Raw genomic sequence first — 17412 nt, forward strand, 5'->3', positions numbered from 1 at the left:
TCGACACAATCGCCCAGGCGCGCGGCAAAGACCCATTCGTCAGACCGCTCCCCGGTGGTACCCCACCTCAGCGCCAGTCACGGCCCGCCGACCAGGGTAGCTTGTGCGATTACCTGCCGGCACCGCTCGACGCAGGCGGGGCCGTGGGATCGGCGCCGGTCAGGAACCCGTTGGCCTGCGGCTCGATCGTCACGGCTCCGATGCCTCCGGCCCAGCGGGCGATCTCCCGGGTCGGCGCGGCGGCTCCGGCCTCGTCGCCCGCGTCGCGGGCCGGCACCGCCAGGAGCATCTGCTGACGCAGGGTGCCGGGGACGGCGCCTGCCCGGGCGCCGAGGGCGGTCGCCCGACTCCAGCGTTCCCGCGCCGGTGCGTGGTCGCCGCGGTCGTGGTCGTGATCGCCGAGGTGCCGCAGCGCCTCGCGCGACAGGAGGTCGTCGCCCGACTCGCCCGCGCGCCGGGCGACCTCGTAGTGGGCGGGGAGACGCCCCGCTCGGCGAAGAGATTGTCGGCGATCAGGCCCAGATACATCTCGGCCCAGTCTCGGCGCACGGTGTCCGCGCCACGGTGGCGCAGGTTCCCGGCGCGGCGGCGCAGCGCGGCGAGCGCCTCCGGGTTCTTGCCGTCGGGACCGGTGCGGAACGCACCGTCGACGCGGACCAGGCCCAGGTAGTCGTGGCGCAGCCGGAGGAAGTCCAGGCCCCAACGGGCGTCGAGGCCGGACTCGTCGAAGACTTTGTCCGCGGCATCGAGCCCAGCCCCCGCCAAGGCGGTCCCGCCGAACCAGTCACTCTCCAGCGCGACTTCGGCCGCCGCCAGGGCTATCCGGGCGCGAGCCCGTGCCTCGGTCACAACGGCCGACTCCAGCAGCCTCGTCGCGCGTTTCCCCCGGCTGCCGATCCTCAACTCGCGTCAGGTGTCCATCGGTGGCAGCCCGGGCAACACCTTCTCGATCGTGATGGGGAAGTCGCGCACGCGCACCCCGGTGGCGTTGAACACCGCGTTCGCGACCGCCGCACCGGCCCCGCAGATGCCCACCTCACCGACGCCCTTCGCGCCCAGGACGTTGGCCTTGTCGTCGTACCCGTCGAGGACGACGGCGTCGACGTCGGGGATGTCGGCGTGGACCGGCACCAGGTATTGGGCGAGATCCCGGTTGACGAAGGCGCCGGATCGCGGGTCGACGACGGCCTCTTCTTCGAGGGCCGCGCCGGCCCCCCAAATCATGCCGCCGATCAGCTGAGAGCGGGCGGTCTTCGCGTTGAGTACGCGTCCCACCGAGAACACGCCCAGCATCCTCCGCAGACGGATCTCGGCGGTGTCCGCGTCGACCCCCACTTCAGCGAAATGGGCCCCGTAGGTGTTGATCGAGTAGGCCGCGTAGTTCGGATCATCGCCCATGAAGCGGGTCTCGCCCTCCGCCTCCACACCTTCAGGATGGTTGCGTGCGACGATCTCGCTCAGCGACTCGGACGCGCCCCCGATGCGTACATTGCCGTCGGAGAACACGGCGTCTGCCGGGTCCAGGCGGTGCAGCGGGGAATGCGCGTCGTCGCGCGCCGCGGCCAGCAGCTTCTCACGCAGGGTCGCGCACGCCCGGTCGACCGCGGTGCTCGAGTTGGTGGCGCCCCACGAGCCACCGGACCCCCAGCTGGTGGGAAACTCGGAACGCCCGAGCTCAATGCGCACTCGATCGGGCGGCAGTCCGAGCCCGTCGGCAGCGACCTGCGTCAGGACGGTGTACGTGCCCGTGCCGAGGTCCGTCATGTCCGTCTGGACGACGGCGGTGCCGTCCGCCTGCAACCGCACCCGCACCGTCGTCGGCCCTTGGAAATGCCCGCGGATGGCGGCCGCCATGCCGTAGCCGACCAACCAGCGTCCCTCGCGCACACTCGCCGGGGTGGCGGGGCGGTGCTCCCAGCCGAACAGGCGCGCGCCTTCGCGCAGGCAGTCGACCAGGTGCCGGTCGCTGTACGGCACGTCTCGCTCGGGATCGACGGTGGGCTCGTTGCGGATCCGCAGCTCGACCGGGTCCATCCCGAGTGCATGTGCCAGCTCGTCCATCGCCGACTCCACCGCCAGCAGGCCCGGCGCTTCGCCCGGCGCGCGGACATCTGTCCCGGGCGGCAGATCGAGGGGCGTCAGCCGGTGGCTCGTCAACCGGTGGGGTGCGGCGTAGAGGCTGCGGGTCGTGGCGGCGGTCTGCTCTGCGTACTCGATGTCGGGGTTGGTGTGCATGGTGACCTCGTGCGCGAGCGCAGCCAGCCGTCCGTCGCGCGCCGCGCCCAGCCGAACGCGCTGGCTCGATGTGGGGCGCATGCCGATGAGCTGGAAGATCTGCTGCCGGGTCAGCGCGACCTTGACCGGTTGGCACAACTCGCGAGCGGCGAGCGCTGCGAGGATCGTCTCGGAATGAATGCCCAGCTTGGAGCCGAATCCCCCGCCGACGAAGGGGGTGACGATGTGGATCCGCGCCGGGTCGATGCGAAGCGTGCCGGCGATCGAGGCCTGCGCCGCATCGACGATCTGGCAGCTGACGTAGACGACGAGGTCCTCGCCACGCGGCTCCACCAGGCACGCGTTCGGTTCCATCGGCATCGAGAACTCGTATGGCGTTGTGTAGTGCTGGTCGACTCGGACCGCCGCGTTGCTGAACCCGGCATCGAAGTCGCCCACCGCGGTGTCGGTGGGGAGTCCGGCATTGACCACTTTCGGGATATATGTCTCATCTTCGTCTGCGGCGAAGTCGAAACGCCCCCGCCCGCTGACGTATTCGACGTCAACGAGATCGGCCGCCGCTCGGGCCTGCTCGAAGGTCGCGGCGACGACGAGTGCCACCGGCTCGCCGTAATGGTGAATGTCCGGGCCGGTCAGCACCGGCTGGGCGCGCCAGTATTCGAACGGAATGGACTCATCGCGGGGGCCCTGCGCCGGGGCATTGAGATGGGTCATCACCATGCGCACGCCGGGTGCGCGTTCGGCGCTCTCGGTGTCGATCCGGGTGATGCGGCCTTTGCCGATCGTTGCGCCGACGATGAACCCGTAGAGCGGTTGGCCGGCCTCCCAATGCTCGTAGGCGAAAGTGGCCCGGCCGGCGACCTTCAACGGGCCGTCGACGCGGTTCAAGGCTTGCCCGATCATGTCGCCTCCTCAGCTCGACTGGGCCGCTTGTGCGAGCGTTCGGCACAGCGTGCGCTTGGCCAGCTCGATCTTGAAGTCGTTGTGCCCCTGCCCCACGGCGTCGCGCATCGCCGCCTCGGCGGCGGCGCGATAGGTGGCCATCGTGGCCGGACGGCCGGTCAACGCGGCCTCCGCCTCGATGGACCGCCACGGCTTGTGCGCCACACCGCCGAACGCCACCCGTGCCTCACCGATCGTTCCCTGATCGGCCGAGACGACAGCCGCCACGGAGACCAGCGCGAACTCGTAGGACGCCCGATCGCGCACCTTGCGGTAGATCTGCCGGCCAGGCAGGGGCAGGGGCAGGATCACGCCCGTGATCATCTCGCCAGGCCGCAGCACGGTCTCGATGTGCGGCGTATCGCCCGGCAGCCGGTAGAAGTCCGTGATGACGACGCGGCGTACCGACTCGTCGGCATCGAGCAGCTCGATCTCCGCCTCCAGCGCGGTCATCGCGACGGCCATGTCCGAAGGATGGGTAGCGATGCAGGAGTCGCTGGCGCCGAGAATCGCGTGTATCCGGTTGAACCCGCCGATCGCCGAGCATACGGACCCGGGATTGCGCTTGTTGCAGCCCGCAGCGGTGTCGTAGAAGTAGGGGCAGCGAGTGCGCTGCAACAGATTTCCCCCGGTGGACGCTTTGTTGCGCAACTGGCCCGAGGCGCCGGCCACCAGCGCCTGCGACAGCACCGGATAGCGGGTACGCACTCGGGCATCGGCGGCCACGTCGGAATTCGCCGCCTGGGCGCCGATGCGCAGTCCGCCGTCCGGCAGCTCCTCGATGTCCCGCAACGGAAGCCGACTGATGTCGACCAGATGGCTGGGATGCTCGATGTCGAGCTTCATCAGGTCGAGCAGATTGGTGCCGCCACTGATGAACTTGGCGCCGGTTCTGGACACCGCGGCGACAGCGGCCTGTGCGTCCGTCGCTCGCTCGTAAGTGAAGGACCTCATTCCAGGCCTCCCTTCGCGATGCCGCGGATGGCCGCGACGATGTTCGGATAGGCGGCGCACCGACAGATGTTGCCGCTCATCCGCTCGCGGATCTCCTCATCGGTCAACGCGATTCGCGGCGAGGCCACGTCAGCGGTGGCGTGGCTGGGCCAACCCGCCTCCACCTCGGCGAGCATGCCGACAGCCGAACAGATCTGACCGGGAGTGCAGTAGCCACACTGGAAGCCGTCACGCTCAACGAAGGCGCGTTGCATGGGGTGCTGGGCATCGGGGTCGCCCAGTCCTTCGATCGTCACGATCTCGTCGTCCTCATGCATCACGGCCAGCGTCAAACAGGAGTTGACGCGCCGGCCGTTGATCAGCACCGTGCAGGCGCCGCACTGTCCGTGATCACACCCCTTCTTGGTCCCGCTCAGGCGCAGGTGCTCGCGCAGCGCGTCGAGCAGCGAGGTCCGCGGATCCACCTCAAGCCGCCGCACCTGATCGTTGACGCTCAACGTGATCACCGAGAGTTCAGCCATCCCGCCCTGGCTCCGCCCCGCGGCGCCCGTATCTGAAGCGCTCATCACAGCCCGCCTTCCTCGCTCGATGCGGGTGCCATCTGGATCTGCGTCGTGTCGGGCACGCTCCCCCATCCTCAGGCTCTCGCACAAACATGACCGTCGCACCGCGAGGGTTTCTTCGGTGCCCGCTTCGCCGCTCGGGCACTGGCCGACGTCGTCATCCCCCGCTGCGCCGATCTCGTTGTCGTCGATGTGCTGGAAGCCGTGTTGCGGGGCGAGCCGCCCGCCCCGGTCCTACGCGGCCCGGCGGTACTGCGCCGGACCGCGCAGCGCCGTCTGCACGCCGAGGCGACCGAGGGCGACGGGGCCACCGTGACGCTCCTCGTCCGCGACGCGGCGGCGGTGCGGCCGCCCTTCACCGCGGACAACGTGGCCGTCGTGGACGATCTGCTGGGTCGGATCGCGATCTGCGTGGCAGATGCGCGCGACCCTGGCCCGGCATGCGGCGCAGGCCCGCCGGGACACCCTCGGCTCGGACGGCCTCCAGCACTGGTGGTTCAAGGTGCTCCTGATGCTGCGTCGGCTCGGCCCGCCCTACGAGGCGAGCCCGTCACCGCTCGCCGACATGCTCGGGCTGACCCGTGGCGCCCTGTCGGCGCGGCTCGGCCCACTGGAGGACGCGGGGCTGATCACCCGCACGAACGAGCGTGCCGACCGTCGTCGGGTACGGGTGCGGCTCACCGACGCCGGATTCGATGCGTTCGAGCAGCACGCGGTGTCGGAGGACGAGGGTGAGAACGCGCTGCTCGCAGTGCTGAGCCCAGCAGAGAGGCCGATGCTCGCAGACCTGCTGCGGAAACTGGTCGTGGCCGCCGAGTCCGGTGCGTGCGCGAGCGACCCATCGCCGTACTCGCCGAAAAGGTCCAGGTCAGACGGGATCTGATCTGGACCCTCGGCCAGTTCCTTCCTACTCGTCCCATGCCTGGACCAGGGTCTGTTCGACGATCTTGCCGTCGCGCAGTGACAGCATCGAACTGGCCAGCACCCGCACGCCGTCCGGGTACTCGCAGGACTCGGTATAGGCGACATGGTCGCCTTGGATGACACATTGGTCCAGCTTGTGTGTCATGTCGCGGCTGTAGACATCGCTGAGCATTTCGGCGATTTCGTCGCGACCGTGTTTGATCATCGGGTGGCTGGGTTGCGTGTTGCGGTCGACGACGCGCAGTTCCGCGTCGTCCGCGTAGAGCGCCAGCAGAGCTGCCGCACTGTGTCCTTCTATGCCCCGGCGCAGCGCTTCGGTGTCGAAGGCAAGGGGTGCCGCGGTGCCCATGATCGACCTCCTTGGAAGGCCGCGGCCCAGCGAGGAGTGGGCCGCGTAGGCCTCTCCTCCGAGACTCCTCCGCTGCTGGGCCCACGGCAAGCGCAGCCGCCCGATGCGCCTGACGGGTGAGCGAGGGGACCCGGCCGTGTCCGCCCGGACCCCGGGTCCGTTGCTGAAAGCATGATCTCAACACGACGTATGGTCGCCGCCGTTGGTCTCGCCGTCGGTGTTACGGGCCTCGCCGCGCCGATGGCGAACGCGGCGGGTTCCGAGGCCCAGGACGCGGGGAAGTTGAACCCGATCGCCCAGCTCGACTCACTCGCGATGAGCGACATTCCCGCGGAGCACCAGGCCGAGGTGCCGAGGCCCTCCAGCCAGCTCGCCGGGCTCAACCGGCTGAACGACCTGAACGAATTGCACCAGGTGACCGACCTGGCCGCGCCGGTCACCGGACTGCTTTCGGGCATCGAGTAGGCGGCGCACGCGGGCCGTCGCGGCGAGCCCCGGCAGAACATCGACGTTCTGCCGGGGCTCGCCGTCTGTCATGCCTCGGCCGCGACGACGGCTGTCGAGGTCCGCTCCCGACGGCTCGTGCGCCGGGCCAGCGGCACCAGCGCGATCGCCGCGGCGCCGAGCAGCCCGGCCAGGGCGAATGTGGTGAAGCCCCAGCTCTGGTTGCCGTTGGCGGCGAGCGAGCCGATCAGCCAGGGCCCGACGACGGCGCCGGTCCGGCCGACCCCGGTGACCAGGCCGAGCCCGGCCGCCCGCTCCCTCTCGCGGTAGACGGTGTTGGCGGCGGCGTACACCATCACCTGCGCGCTGAAGAGCCAGATGCCCGTGACCGCGACCACGGCGTACGTCACTCCCAGTGGGAGATGTGCCTTGAGCAGCAGCGCCCCGGCCGCGGTGAGGACGAACCAGACCGCCGAGACGCGGACGGCGCCGAAGCGGTCGGCGGTGCGGCCCGCGATCAGCAGGCCCACGATGCCGCCCGCGTTGATGACGAGCAGGAAGCTCACGGAGGAGCTGAGGCCGTAGCCGGAGGCGCGCATCATCTGCGGCAGCCAGGTGCTGACGCCGTACACGAGCAGCAGGCCCGAGAAGGAGGCCACCCAGAGCAGGGGAGTGGCCCAGCGCGACTCGGGACGGAAGAGCGCCTGGACGGCGGCGAGGCGGCCCTTGGCGCCCGCCGCCGGAGCGGCGACCGGGGTCGGGCGGGCCAGGCCGTAGCGGTCGGCGACGGCGTCGGCCTTCGCCCGCTCACCGCGGGCGAGCAGTACACCGGGCGACTCGGGCAACAGTTTCAGCAGCAGCGGTACGGCGATCACGGCGGGCAGCACGCCTGCCCAGAACACCCAGCGCCAGCCGGCCGCGGGCGCGAGCGTCAGCCCGAGCGTCGTCGCGAACATGCCGCCGGCGTGGTACGAGGTCATCAGCAGCCCGGTGGTGAGCGCCGCGCGGCGCGGCGGGGCGAACTCCATGACCATGGCCAGACACAGGGGCATCAGGCCGCCGAGCCCGAGCCCGGCGATGAACCGGCCCGTTCCGAACAGCGTGGGGTCCCCGGCCGATGCGCAGATCGCCGAGCCGACCGAGAACAGCGTCACGCTGGTGACGAGCATCGGGCGGCGGCCCAGCCAGTCGGTGATGTTCCCGGCGGTCAGCGCGCCGAGGAGCATGCCGAACGTGGTCCAGCTGCCGATCGTGCCCGCGCTCGCCGTCGTCAGTCCCAGCCCGGAGTCGTCGAGCATGTGCGGCATGACCGCGCCGTAGATGTTGACGTCCATGCCGTCGAAGAAGACGGCCATCCAGCACAGCGCCAGGACCGGAAAGACGGTGCGGAAGGTGTGTGGCGGGCGATCGGGTGAGGGGTGCTGCGGACCGGACATACCGGGAGATGTCATGTTGAAGTCCCTGGGAAGCGAGCGGCTCGTTCGCGCAGTGAAACTGTGTTCACTCAATCGATGGCATGAGTGTCGGGGTGGGATGGACGGGTGTCAATGGTCCGGGCCCAGCCTTACCGGACGTCTGCGGCCCGGCCTCGTACGGCGCCGCGGAATGCGATGGGGGCCTGCCCGGCGCGCTGGTGGAAGTACTTGGCGAAGTTCGTGGCGCTGGAGAAGCCCAGCTGGGCGGCGATGCGGGCGGCGGCGAGGTCGGTGTGCGCCAACAGCCGCTTGGCCTCCAGGACGACCCGGCGGTCGATGAACTCCTTGGCGCCGACGCCCACCGCGTCGAGGGTGGCCCTGGACAGCGTGCGGGTGGAGTACCCGAGCGCGGCGGCGTAGTCGTCCACACGGCGCGTCCGGGCGAAGTCCCGCTCGACCGCGGCTCGCAAGCGCAGGAAGGTCTCGCTGGGCTCTGCGGCGCGACCGCCGGGGCCCTCCAGATGGGCGACGCGCAGCATCAGTACGTCCAGGAGATGGCGCAGCACGGCGACATGGGCGTCGAGCGGCAGCCGCCCCGGGGCCCGGAACTCGCGCTCCAGGTGCGTGGCCGCGAGGCGCAGCGCCTCGGTGTCCTCGGCCGCCGGGATGCGCAGCACGGGCGCCTCCGGATCGTCCACCCGGGCCGCGCCGACGGTGGCCGGGTCCGGGAAGTCCCGCTCGAAGACGATCAGGAGGCCCTCGGCCTTCTCGAGATCGCCCCACTGGAGCACCTGACCGGGGCGCACCCACAGCCATGAGTCCGGATCGAGGACGTACCCCGTGAAGTCCACGGTCTGCCGCAGCGTGCCGGAGGTGAGCGTGAGCACGTGGTGGAAGCCGGGGCGCTGCGGCGCGCCGAGATCCACCCCGCGACCGTCGGCCCTGGAACGCAGGTCGGCCAGCGAGATCACTTCCAGGCCCGCCGGAGTGCCGACCGGCGCCGCGAAGGCGACCTCGGGGATGACCTGCCCGGCCGAGTGTCGGTTTGTGACCATCATCTGTCGCCTGTGTATCCGGGTGGGACGTGTCTCTCCGCCTAGTTTGGAGTGGTCGCCGCATGGACGACCGCCCGTCGTGGCGGAAAGAGAGCATCACCATAAAAGGAGAGCTGATCCATGGCCAAGGAACTCAAGGACATCGCGTACGGCGACGGACTCGACGGCCAGTTGATCGATCTGTACGTCCCGGACGGCGACGGTCCCCGGCCGCTGGTGATCTGGAGCCGCAGTTCGGGCTGGCTGGCCGACACCGGGCGGGACGACACCGAGGTGGTGGCCCGGCGGCTGAACCCGCGCGGCTTCGCCGTGGCCGGGCTGGCCATCCGCTCCAGCGCGCAGACCCGCTTTCCCGGGCAACTGCGGGACATCGAGGAGGCCATCCGCCATCTGCGCACGCACGCCATGTCGTACGGCCTCGACCCCGAGCGCATAGGGATGTTCGGCGAGTCCTCGGGTGGCTGGGCCGCGGCGCTGGCCGCGCTGACCGTCGACGGCATCCGCGCCGCCGTACCCGTCTACCCGCCGACCGACCTGCTGAGCATGGACGAGCAGATGCTCCCCGGCACGCTCCAGGAGTTCACGCGCTTCCCCGGCAGTCCGTACGGCCATGACGACCCCGAGTCCGCGGAGTCCCGGCTGCTCGGCGGCCCACTCCAGGAGCGGCCCGAACTCGCCCGCGAGGCCAGCCCGTTGACGTACGTCGACGAGGACGCCCCGCCGTTCCTGATCCTGCACGGAAAGGCCGACCGGATCGTTCCGTACGGCCAGGGCGAACTCTTCTACGAGGCGCTCGCGAAGGGGGGCGCCGATGTCGAACTGATCACCCTGCCGCACGCCGACCACGGTCCGTGGAACGACCTCCTGACCGACCCCGTCGTGAAGCGGGACGCGTTCACGGTCTCCTCACGCGAGGGCAAGGAGACCGAGGCGCGGCCGTGCGAGCCGACCTGGGACACCGTCGTCGACTTCTTCCACCGGCACCTGTAGGCGCTCAGCCGGCGGTCGCGAGGAACTGCGTGGCGGCCAGTTCGGCGTAGAGCGGGTCCCCGGCCACGAGTTCGCGATGGGTGCCCACGGCGCGGACGCGGCCCGCGTCCATGACGACGATGCGGTCGGCCATCGTGACGGTGGACAGCCGGTGCGCGACCACGAGGACCGTGGTCGTGCGTGCCACATCGGCGACGGTGTCGCGAAGCGCGGCTTCGTTGACGGCGTCGAGCTGCGAGGTGGCCTCGTCGAGGAGCAGCAGCCGGGGGCGGCGCAGCAGCGCTCGGGCGATGGCGACGCGCTGGCGCTCGCCGCCGGACAGCTTGGTGCCCCGGTGGCCGACGAGCGTGTCCAGGCCACGCGGCAGACGGGCGACCAGCCCATCGAGTCGGGTCGTCTTCAGTACGCGCGTGAGGTCCGTGTCGTCGGCGTCCGGGTTGCCGAGCAGCATGTTGTCCCGCAGCGACCCCGACAGGACCGGGGCATCCTGCTCCACATAGCCGATGGCGGAACGGAGTTGAGGCAGATCCCAGCGCTCCAGCTCACGGCCGTCGAGTGTGATGACGCCCGCCTCGGGGTCGTAGAACCGCTCGATGAGCGAGAAGACGGTGGTCTTGCCCGCCCCCGAGGGGCCGACGAACGCGGTCATGCCGCGGGCCGGGACGGCGAAGGTCACACCGTGGTGGACGTACGGCAGATCGTCGGCGTACCGGAAGCGGACCTCGTCGAAGGCGAGCGCGGCGGGCTCGGTGCCCGGGGTCGGCAAGGGTGCGGGCAGGGCCGCCGGTTCGGCGGGCAGCCGCAGCGCCTCCTGGATCCGGGCGAGCGCGGCGGCACCGGTCTGGTACTGCGTGATCGCGCCGACCACCTGCTGGATCGGAGACATCAGATAGAACACGTAGAGGAGGAAGGCGACCAGCGTGCCCACGTCGATCGCGCCGGTCGCGACCCGCGCGCCACCCACGGCGAGGACCGTGATGAAGGCGATCTGCATCGCCAGACCGGCCGTATTGCCCGCGGCCGCCGACCATTTGGCGGCCCGCACGCTCTGCCGCCACGACTCCTCGGCCGCCGCGTGGATGGTCTCTTCCTCGCGGTGCTCGGCACCCGACGCCTTGACGGTGCGCAGCGCGCCGAGGATCCGTTCCAGCGAGGCGCCCATCACGCCGACGGCGTCCTGTGCCTGCTTGCTCGCCCGGTTGATGCGCGGCACGATCACGCCGAGCACGGTGCCCGCGCAGAGAATCACTCCCAGGGTGACGCCCAGCAGTACCCAGTCCACCAGCCCCATCATCACGACCGTCGCGACGAGGGTGAGACCGCCGGTGCCGAGGCCGACCAGGGAATCGGTGGTGACCTCGCGCAGCAGCGTCGTGTCGGAGGTGATCCGGGCCATCAGGTCGCCGGGCTCGCTGCGGTCCACGGCCGGTATGCGCAGTCGCAGCAGATACGACGACAGGGCGCGCCGCGCGCCGAGCACCACCGACTCGGCGGTGCGCCGCAGCACATACGAACCCAGCGCCCCCACCGCCGCGTTGGCGACCACCAGCGCCGCCATGCCGAGCAGCGCGCGCCCGATGGGCCGGTCGTGCGACAGGTCGTCGATGAGCCCCCGCGCCACCAGCGGCAGCACCAGACCGGTGGCCCCGGTCGCGAGCGCCAGCAGCGCACCCGCCAGCAGCGCCCATCGATGCGGTCGTACGTACTCGAGCAGCAGGCGCCACGTGGGCACTTCGGGCCCGGCGTCGGTGAGGCTCACGGCGCTCCTTGCGGGAGTTCGGTGCAGGGCATTCAGGCTACGTCGGCGCCGGGGCGGACCGAGAACCCCGTGCGGACCGAGAACGTCGGCGAGGCCTTCGGCACGGCCGCCCGGCACACCCGCAGCGAGACCGCCGAACGTCACCTGACCTTCTTCCGGTCGGTCACACCGTAGGGTCGGTTGACGGAACGCCGATCTACGGAAGGGCCCATCACATGGCGCAGGAAGTACGGGGCGTGATCGCACCGGGCAAGAACGAGCCGGTGCGCATCGAGACCATCGTCGTGCCGGATCCGGGGCCGGGAGAGGCCGTGGTGAAGATCCAGACGTGCGGGGTGTGCCACACCGACCTGCACTACAAACAGGGCGGCATCAACGACGACTTCCCGTTCCTGCTCGGCCACGAGGCGGCCGGCATCGTGGAGTCGGTCGGCGACGGTGTCACGGACGTCGCACCCGGCGACTTCGTCATCCTCAACTGGCGTGCGGTGTGCGGGCAGTGTCGGGCCTGTCTGCGCGGGCGGCCCTGGTACTGCTTCAACACACACAACGCGCGGCAGAAGATGACCCTCACGGACGGCACCGAGCTGTCACCGGCCCTCGGCATCGGCGCCTTCGCCGAGAAGACGCTGGTCGCCGCTGGACAGTGCACCAAGGTCGACCCGGCCGTCTCCCCTGCGGTGGCCGGGCTGCTCGGCTGCGGAGTGATGGCCGGGATCGGGGCCGCCATCAACACCGGGAACGTCGGCCGGGGCGACACGGTCGCCGTCATCGGCTGCGGAGGCGTCGGCGACGCGGCGATCGCCGGGTCCCGTCTCGCCGGCGCGGCGAAGATCATCGCCGTGGACATCGACGACCGGAAGCTCACCACCGCCGAGAAGATCGGCGCCACGCACACCGTCAACTCCCGCGAGACCGACCCCGTCGAGGCCATCCGCGAGCTCACCGGCGGCTTCGGCGCGGACGTCGTGATCGAGGCCGTGGGCCGCCCGGAGACGTACAAGCAGGCCTTCTACGCCCGTGACCTGGCGGGCACGGTCGTGCTCGTCGGCGTACCCACGCCGGACATGAAGCTCGAACTGCCGCTGATCGACGTCTTCGGACGCGGCGGCGCCCTCAAGTCGTCCTGGTACGGCGACTGCCTGCCCTCCCGCGACTTCCCGATGCTGATCGACCTGCATCTCCAGGGACGCCTCGACCTGGACGCGTTCGTGAGCGAGACGATCGCCCTGGACGAGATCGAGCCGGCCTTCGAGCGGATGCACCACGGCGACGTGCTGCGCTCGGTGGTGGTGCTGTGATGACCGCGCGCATCGAACACCTCGTCACCTCGGGCACGTTCTCGCTCGACGGCGGCACCTGGGAGGTCGACAACAACGTCTGGATCGTCGCCGACGACCACGAAGCCGTCGTCATCGACGCCGCCCACGACGCCGACGCCATCGCCGATGCGGTGGGCGACCGGCGGCTGCTGGCCATCGTGTGCACACATGCTCACAACGATCACATCGACGCCGCTCCGGCCCTCGCCGAGCGCACCGGTGCCAAGATCTGGCTGCACCCCGACGATCTGCCGCTGTGGAAGATGACCCACCCCGACCGCCTCCCGGACGCCTGGCTGCAGGACGGTCAGGTGATCGAGGCGGCCGGCGCCGACCTGACCGTCCTGCACACCCCGGGCCACGCCCCGGGCGCGGTCTGCCTGTACGACCCCGGTCTGGGCACCGTCTTCACGGGCGACACGCTCTTCAAGGGCGGACCGGGAGCCACCGGCCGTTCCTACTCCCACTTCCCGACGATCGTCGAGTCGATCCGCGAGCGCCTGCTGGGCCTTCCGGCCGACACGGTCGTCCGTACGGGACATGGGGAGACGACCACGATCGGGGCCGAGGCGCCGCACCTGGAGGAGTGGATCGCGCGCGGCCACTGACGCCGACGCGCCGGACACGAGGGAACGGACTGTAGAAACCTGACAGGAGATGTCCGACTTCCGGGAGACGCTCGGAAGACCACCGACGGGAAGGCACGTCGGTGCCACGAGCACGGAGGTCGGACATGTCAGGGCCGCTGGAGGGCACGCTGCGGGGCAAGGTCGCACTGGTCGCGGGGGCGACCCGCGGAGCGGGACGCGGGATCGCCGTGGAACTCGGCGCGGCCGGCGCCACCGTGTATGTGACCGGGCGCAGCACACGCGAGCGGCGCTCGGAGTACGACCGCCCGGAGACCGTAGAGGACACCGCGGACCTCGTCACAGCGGCGGGCGGCCGGGGCATCGCGGTCCCCACCGACCACCTCGTCACGGCGGAGGTCGAGGCCCTGGTCACCCGCATCGCGGACGAACAGGGCCGCCTCGACGTCCTGGTCAACGACATCTGGGGCGGCGAAAAGCTCTTCGAGTGGAACACCCCGGTCTGGGAGCACGACCTCGACAACGGCCTCAGGCTGCTGCGACTCGCCGTCGAGACCCACGCGATCACCAACCACCACGCGCTTCCCCTGCTGCTGCGTCATCCGGGCGGCCTGGTCGTCGAGATGACCGACGGCACCGCCGCGTACAACCGGGAAACCTACCGAGTCTCCTTCTTCTACGACCTCGCCAAGTCGTCGGTCCTGCGCATGGCGTTCGCCCTGGGGCACGAGCTCGGCCCGCGCGGAGCCACCGCCGTGGCGCTCACACCCGGCTGGCTGCGCTCGGAGATGATGCTCGACAACTATGGCGTCACCGAGGAGAACTGGCGCGACGCCCTGGAGCGCAACCCGCACTTCGGCATCTCCGAGACGCCGTACTACGTCGGCCGTGCCGTCGCCGCCCTGGCCGCCGACCCGGACGTCGCCCGCTGGAACGGGGAGTCGCTGTCCAGCGGGCAGCTCGCGCAGGTGTACGGCTTCACCGACCGTGACGGCAGCCGCCCGGACGCCTGGCGCTACCTCGTCGAGATCCAGGACGCGGGCAAGCCGGCGGACACGACGGGGTACCGGTGAGCTCAGGTGTGATGCACCGGCGGCAGTGGCCAGCGCGCAGAGTGGCCCGGGGGCAGCGCCAGATCGTCCCGCACGGCTGCGTAGTAGCCCTCGCGCCCGGCCCGCTGCCGCTCCAACAGGGCCTGCCACGCCTGCGGGTCACGCGTCCCCTCGCGCAGGAACTGCTCCATCTCCATCACCATGACCACCCACGCCCGCGCCCGCTCCACCACCTCCGGACTGCCCAGGAGGATCAGCGCCTCCCCGGACGGATCCCGTGCGACGGTGGCCTCGGCCAGCAGCGGCGCGGCCTCCTCCGGGGACAAGGGGTGCGGGTGCGGGTCGTTGCCCAGGTGTGACGCCACCCGGTAGGTCAGAGTGACGCTCTTCTTCAGCGACCGCGCGTAGTCGGCGTACACCGCGAGCCGCCGTTCCTCCCAGCGGGCCGCCCGCTCCCTGCGGAACCGGGCCTGATCGCCCCGCACGATCGCCAGGTACGAACCGAGGGCACCGATGACCACGCCGATCAGCGCCGGGAGTTGTTGTATGAACGCGGACATGGGCGCACGGTATCTGTCCCCGGGACGATCACGGCAGTACCTTCCGTGCCATGACTGCGATGAGGCGTTTCGAGGGATACGGAGTTCTGATCACGGGCGCGGCCCGCGGCATCGGCGCGGCCACCGCGCGTCGGCTGGCCGAGGAAGGTGCCCAGGTCCTCGTCACCGACGTGGACCTGGCGGAGGCGGAGAAGACAGCGGCTTCGATCCGTGAACTCGGCGCGCGGGCGGAGCCGTTCGGGTGCGACGTGGGGGATCGGGCACAGATCGAGACGGCGATCGCCTACGCCGTGGACGCCTTCGGCTCGCTCGACGTCCTGGTCAACAACGCGTGCCGGTGCACGCCCGACGCCCCGCTCTTCGAGGACGAGCCGGACGAGGTGTGGGCCCGCGACCTCGACATCACCCTGACCGGTGCCTACCGCTGCGCCCGCGCCGCGCTTCCGCACCTGGTGGCCTCGGGCCGCGGCGCCATCGTGAGCATCGGCTCCGTCAACGGCATCCAGGACTTCGGCAACCACGCCTACAGTGCGGCCAAGGCGGGGCTCATGTCGCTGACCCGCACGCTGGCCGGCCACGCCGCGGCGCGTGGCGTGCGCGTCAACCTGGTGGCACCCGGCACGGTCCGCACCACGGCCTGGGAAGGCCGCGAGGCCGATCTCGCCCTGGTCTCGGACGTCTATCCGCTGGGGCGAGTCGGCGAGCCGGAGGACATCGCGGCCGCCGTCGCCTTCCTCGCCTCGCGTGACGCAGCGTGGATCACCGGAACGACATTGTGCGTGGACGGGGGCCTGCTGGCAGTCAACACGGGATTCCGGCAGACGATCAAGCAACATGGCGGTGCTTAGGGGCGGAGGTCCGCGCAGTGGCGCCTGAGGGCCTCGAACACCCGGTCCGTATCCGCCTCGGACGTACGCCAGTTGCTGAACGCCGCCCGCAGCGCGTGCGTCCCGGCGTAGAACGTCGGCGTCACGAAGGCCTCGCCCGAGGCGGCGACCGCGTGGGCCAGCGCGTGCGCCCGCTCCTCGCTGGGCTCGTCGGCGAGGGTGAAGCAGACGACATTGAGCCGGACCGGCGCGAGGAGCCGCAGCCGAGGAACCTCCTTGGAGATCCGCTCGCCCAGCCGCCCGGCGAGCGCCACGTTCCGCTCGACGATCTCTCGATGCCCCTCGCGCCCGTACGCCGTGAGGGAGAACCAGGCCGGGAGCGCCCGCAGCCGACGGGAGTTCTCCGGAGTGAGGTGCAGGAAGTCGGGATCGGCACCGGCCAGTCCCAGATACGGCGACGCGTTGTGGAAGACCCGGACCTGGAGGTCCTGGCGGCGGGTGAACTGCACGGCCGCGTCGTAGGGGACGTTCAGCCACTTGTGCAGGTCGACACAGACGGAGTCGGCCGCGTCCAGACCCTCGACGAGATGCGCGTACGACGGTGACAGCGCGGCGAAGCCGCCGAACGCGGCGTCCACGTGCAACCAGAAGTCGTACCGTTCCTTGAGCGCGGCGATGGCCCGCAGATCGTCGAAGTCGACCGTGTTCACGGTCCCGGCGTTCGCCACGACCACGGCCGGGCGTCCGTCGAGCGCGTCGAGGGCGGCGGCGAGCCGCTCGACGTCGACGGCCTCGCGGTCCTCCGACAGCACCGGCACCGGACGCAGCCGGTCCCGCCCGATCCCGAGCACGGACAGTGCCTTGGCGACGCTGGAGTGCGGGCTGCCGGACAGAACGTCGACCGGACCCAGCGCGCCGGCCCCCTCCCGCGAGACCGACACGCCCCGGCGCTCGCCGAGCCACTCCCGTGCGACGGCCAGGCCCACCGTGTTGGAGACGGTCGCCCCGCTCACGAACGCACCGCTGTGCGCCTCACTCAGCCCGAACAGCTCGCGCAGCCAGCCCAGCGTCTCGCGCTCCAGGGCGCTCGCCAACGAGCCACCGCTACCGGACACGTTCTGGTCGTACGCGCTGGTCAGCCAGTCCCCGGTGAGCGAGGCGGGCGTCGCGCCGCCGGTGACGAAGCCGAGATAGCGCGGGCCCGCCGAACCGGAGAAACCCGGCGACCAGCGCTCGGCGAACCGCGCCAGCGCACCGTCGGCGCCTGCTCCCTCGACAGGAAGGGGCTCCGGGGCGGGCGCCTTGTCGAGGCCGGCGACGGGACGGTCGTGGAGACCGCTCACCTCGCGCGCGGCGACATCGCGGGCGGACTGCAGGAGTTCGGGTAGCCGGTGGAAGTCGTCGGCGAGAGTGGGGTGCATGGCGGCAGCGTAG

17 protein-coding genes and 1 riboswitch are annotated in these 17412 nt (G+C 70.8%); of the genes, 7 read left to right on the top strand and 10 right to left on the bottom strand.

What is annotated here, in order from left to right:
* Positions 1-4: 4 nt before the first annotated feature.
* Positions 5-91: riboswitch (ZMP/ZTP riboswitch) on the bottom strand.
* Between the two features lie 98 nt (positions 92-189).
* The 4 genes from ACZ4RZ_RS19635 to ACZ4RZ_RS19650 are packed head-to-tail and all read right to left on the bottom strand — an operon-like array spanning position 190 to position 4697.
* Positions 190-849: a hypothetical protein gene (locus ACZ4RZ_RS19635; protein WP_467746130.1), complete on the bottom strand. Its 660-nt coding sequence runs from the start codon at positions 847-849 to the stop codon at positions 190-192.
* Positions 850-909: 60 nt separating this feature from the next.
* Positions 910-3123, bottom strand: coding sequence for a molybdopterin cofactor-binding domain-containing protein (locus ACZ4RZ_RS19640; RefSeq protein ID WP_467746131.1), 2214 nt, complete (start codon positions 3121-3123; stop codon positions 910-912).
* A gap of 24 nt (positions 3124-3147) precedes the next feature.
* The gene (locus ACZ4RZ_RS19645) at positions 3148-4131 is read right to left on the bottom strand and encodes an FAD binding domain-containing protein (RefSeq protein WP_467746132.1); all 984 of its coding nucleotides are present in this window, start codon (positions 4129-4131) and stop codon (positions 3148-3150) included.
* Entirely contained in the window at positions 4128-4697 is a 570-nt protein-coding gene (locus tag ACZ4RZ_RS19650) for a 2Fe-2S iron-sulfur cluster-binding protein (protein ID WP_467746134.1), read from the bottom strand. Before ACZ4RZ_RS19650 ends, ACZ4RZ_RS19645 begins: the two co-directional genes overlap by 4 nt.
* 415 nt (positions 4698-5112) lie before the next feature.
* Between ACZ4RZ_RS19650 and ACZ4RZ_RS19655 the strand changes: the two genes are divergently transcribed.
* Positions 5113-5577: a MarR family winged helix-turn-helix transcriptional regulator gene (locus ACZ4RZ_RS19655; RefSeq protein ID WP_467746135.1), complete on the top strand. Its 465-nt coding sequence runs from the start codon at positions 5113-5115 to the stop codon at positions 5575-5577.
* Positions 5578-5601: 24 nt separating this feature from the next.
* Here the strand turns inward: ACZ4RZ_RS19655 and ACZ4RZ_RS19660 are convergent, their stop codons facing one another.
* Entirely contained in the window at positions 5602-5967 is a 366-nt protein-coding gene (locus ACZ4RZ_RS19660; protein ID WP_467746137.1) for a nuclear transport factor 2 family protein, read from the bottom strand.
* A 171-nt stretch (positions 5968-6138) separates the two neighbouring features.
* Between ACZ4RZ_RS19660 and ACZ4RZ_RS19665 the strand changes: the two genes are divergently transcribed.
* Positions 6139-6432, top strand: coding sequence for a hypothetical protein (locus ACZ4RZ_RS19665; protein ID WP_467746139.1), 294 nt, complete (start codon positions 6139-6141; stop codon positions 6430-6432).
* 68 nt (positions 6433-6500) lie between these two features.
* Here the strand turns inward: ACZ4RZ_RS19665 and ACZ4RZ_RS19670 are convergent, their stop codons facing one another.
* Together ACZ4RZ_RS19670 and ACZ4RZ_RS19675 are read right to left on the bottom strand one after the other, a co-directional pair.
* Positions 6501-7862: an MFS transporter gene (locus tag ACZ4RZ_RS19670; RefSeq protein WP_467746141.1), complete on the bottom strand. Its 1362-nt coding sequence runs from the start codon at positions 7860-7862 to the stop codon at positions 6501-6503.
* 113 nt (positions 7863-7975) lie between these two features.
* The gene (locus ACZ4RZ_RS19675) at positions 7976-8884 is read right to left on the bottom strand and encodes a helix-turn-helix domain-containing protein (RefSeq protein WP_467746142.1); all 909 of its coding nucleotides are present in this window, start codon (positions 8882-8884) and stop codon (positions 7976-7978) included.
* Positions 8885-9001: 117 nt separating this feature from the next.
* Between ACZ4RZ_RS19675 and ACZ4RZ_RS19680 the strand changes: the two genes are divergently transcribed.
* Complete coding sequence (locus ACZ4RZ_RS19680) at positions 9002-9871, top strand: prolyl oligopeptidase family serine peptidase (protein ID WP_467746144.1); 870 nt, start codon at positions 9002-9004, stop codon at positions 9869-9871.
* 4 nt (positions 9872-9875) lie between these two features.
* On the opposite strand, the gene ACZ4RZ_RS19685 is transcribed toward ACZ4RZ_RS19680, so the two are convergent.
* On the bottom strand, positions 9876-11630 hold the full coding sequence (locus ACZ4RZ_RS19685; protein WP_467746145.1) for an ABC transporter ATP-binding protein: 1755 nt from the start codon (positions 11628-11630) through the stop codon (positions 9876-9878).
* A gap of 215 nt (positions 11631-11845) precedes the next feature.
* On the opposite strand from ACZ4RZ_RS19685, the gene ACZ4RZ_RS19690 reads away from it, so the two are divergent.
* The 3 genes from ACZ4RZ_RS19690 (at position 11846) to ACZ4RZ_RS19700 (ending at position 14612) form a co-directional block, all read left to right on the top strand.
* Positions 11846-12931, top strand: a complete 1086-nt coding sequence (locus ACZ4RZ_RS19690; protein WP_467746146.1) for an S-(hydroxymethyl)mycothiol dehydrogenase — start codon at positions 11846-11848, stop codon at positions 12929-12931.
* Positions 12931-13560, top strand: a complete 630-nt coding sequence (locus tag ACZ4RZ_RS19695; RefSeq protein WP_467746148.1) for an MBL fold metallo-hydrolase — start codon at positions 12931-12933, stop codon at positions 13558-13560. Before ACZ4RZ_RS19690 ends, ACZ4RZ_RS19695 begins: the two co-directional genes overlap by 1 nt.
* A gap of 125 nt (positions 13561-13685) precedes the next feature.
* On the top strand, positions 13686-14612 hold the full coding sequence (locus tag ACZ4RZ_RS19700; protein WP_467746150.1) for an SDR family oxidoreductase: 927 nt from the start codon (positions 13686-13688) through the stop codon (positions 14610-14612).
* 2 nt (positions 14613-14614) lie between these two features.
* On the opposite strand, the gene ACZ4RZ_RS19705 is transcribed toward ACZ4RZ_RS19700, so the two are convergent.
* Positions 14615-15151, bottom strand: coding sequence for a hypothetical protein (locus tag ACZ4RZ_RS19705; RefSeq protein ID WP_467746151.1), 537 nt, complete (start codon positions 15149-15151; stop codon positions 14615-14617).
* A 50-nt stretch (positions 15152-15201) separates the two neighbouring features.
* On the opposite strand from ACZ4RZ_RS19705, the gene ACZ4RZ_RS19710 reads away from it, so the two are divergent.
* A complete protein-coding gene (locus ACZ4RZ_RS19710; RefSeq protein ID WP_467746153.1) occupies positions 15202-15999 on the top strand; it encodes an SDR family NAD(P)-dependent oxidoreductase in 798 nt (265 codons plus the stop codon).
* Here ACZ4RZ_RS19710 and ACZ4RZ_RS19715 read toward each other — a convergent pair.
* Positions 15996-17399 carry a pyridoxal phosphate-dependent decarboxylase family protein gene (locus ACZ4RZ_RS19715; protein ID WP_467746154.1) on the bottom strand — a complete coding sequence of 468 codons (1404 nt, stop codon included), beginning with the start codon at positions 17397-17399 and terminating at the stop codon, positions 15996-15998. The two genes, ACZ4RZ_RS19710 and ACZ4RZ_RS19715, sit on opposite strands and share 4 nt — an antisense overlap.
* Between the last annotated feature and the right edge of the window lie 13 nt (positions 17400-17412).

The sequence above is a fragment of the Streptomyces sp. NPDC027189 genome (assembly GCF_055566975.1).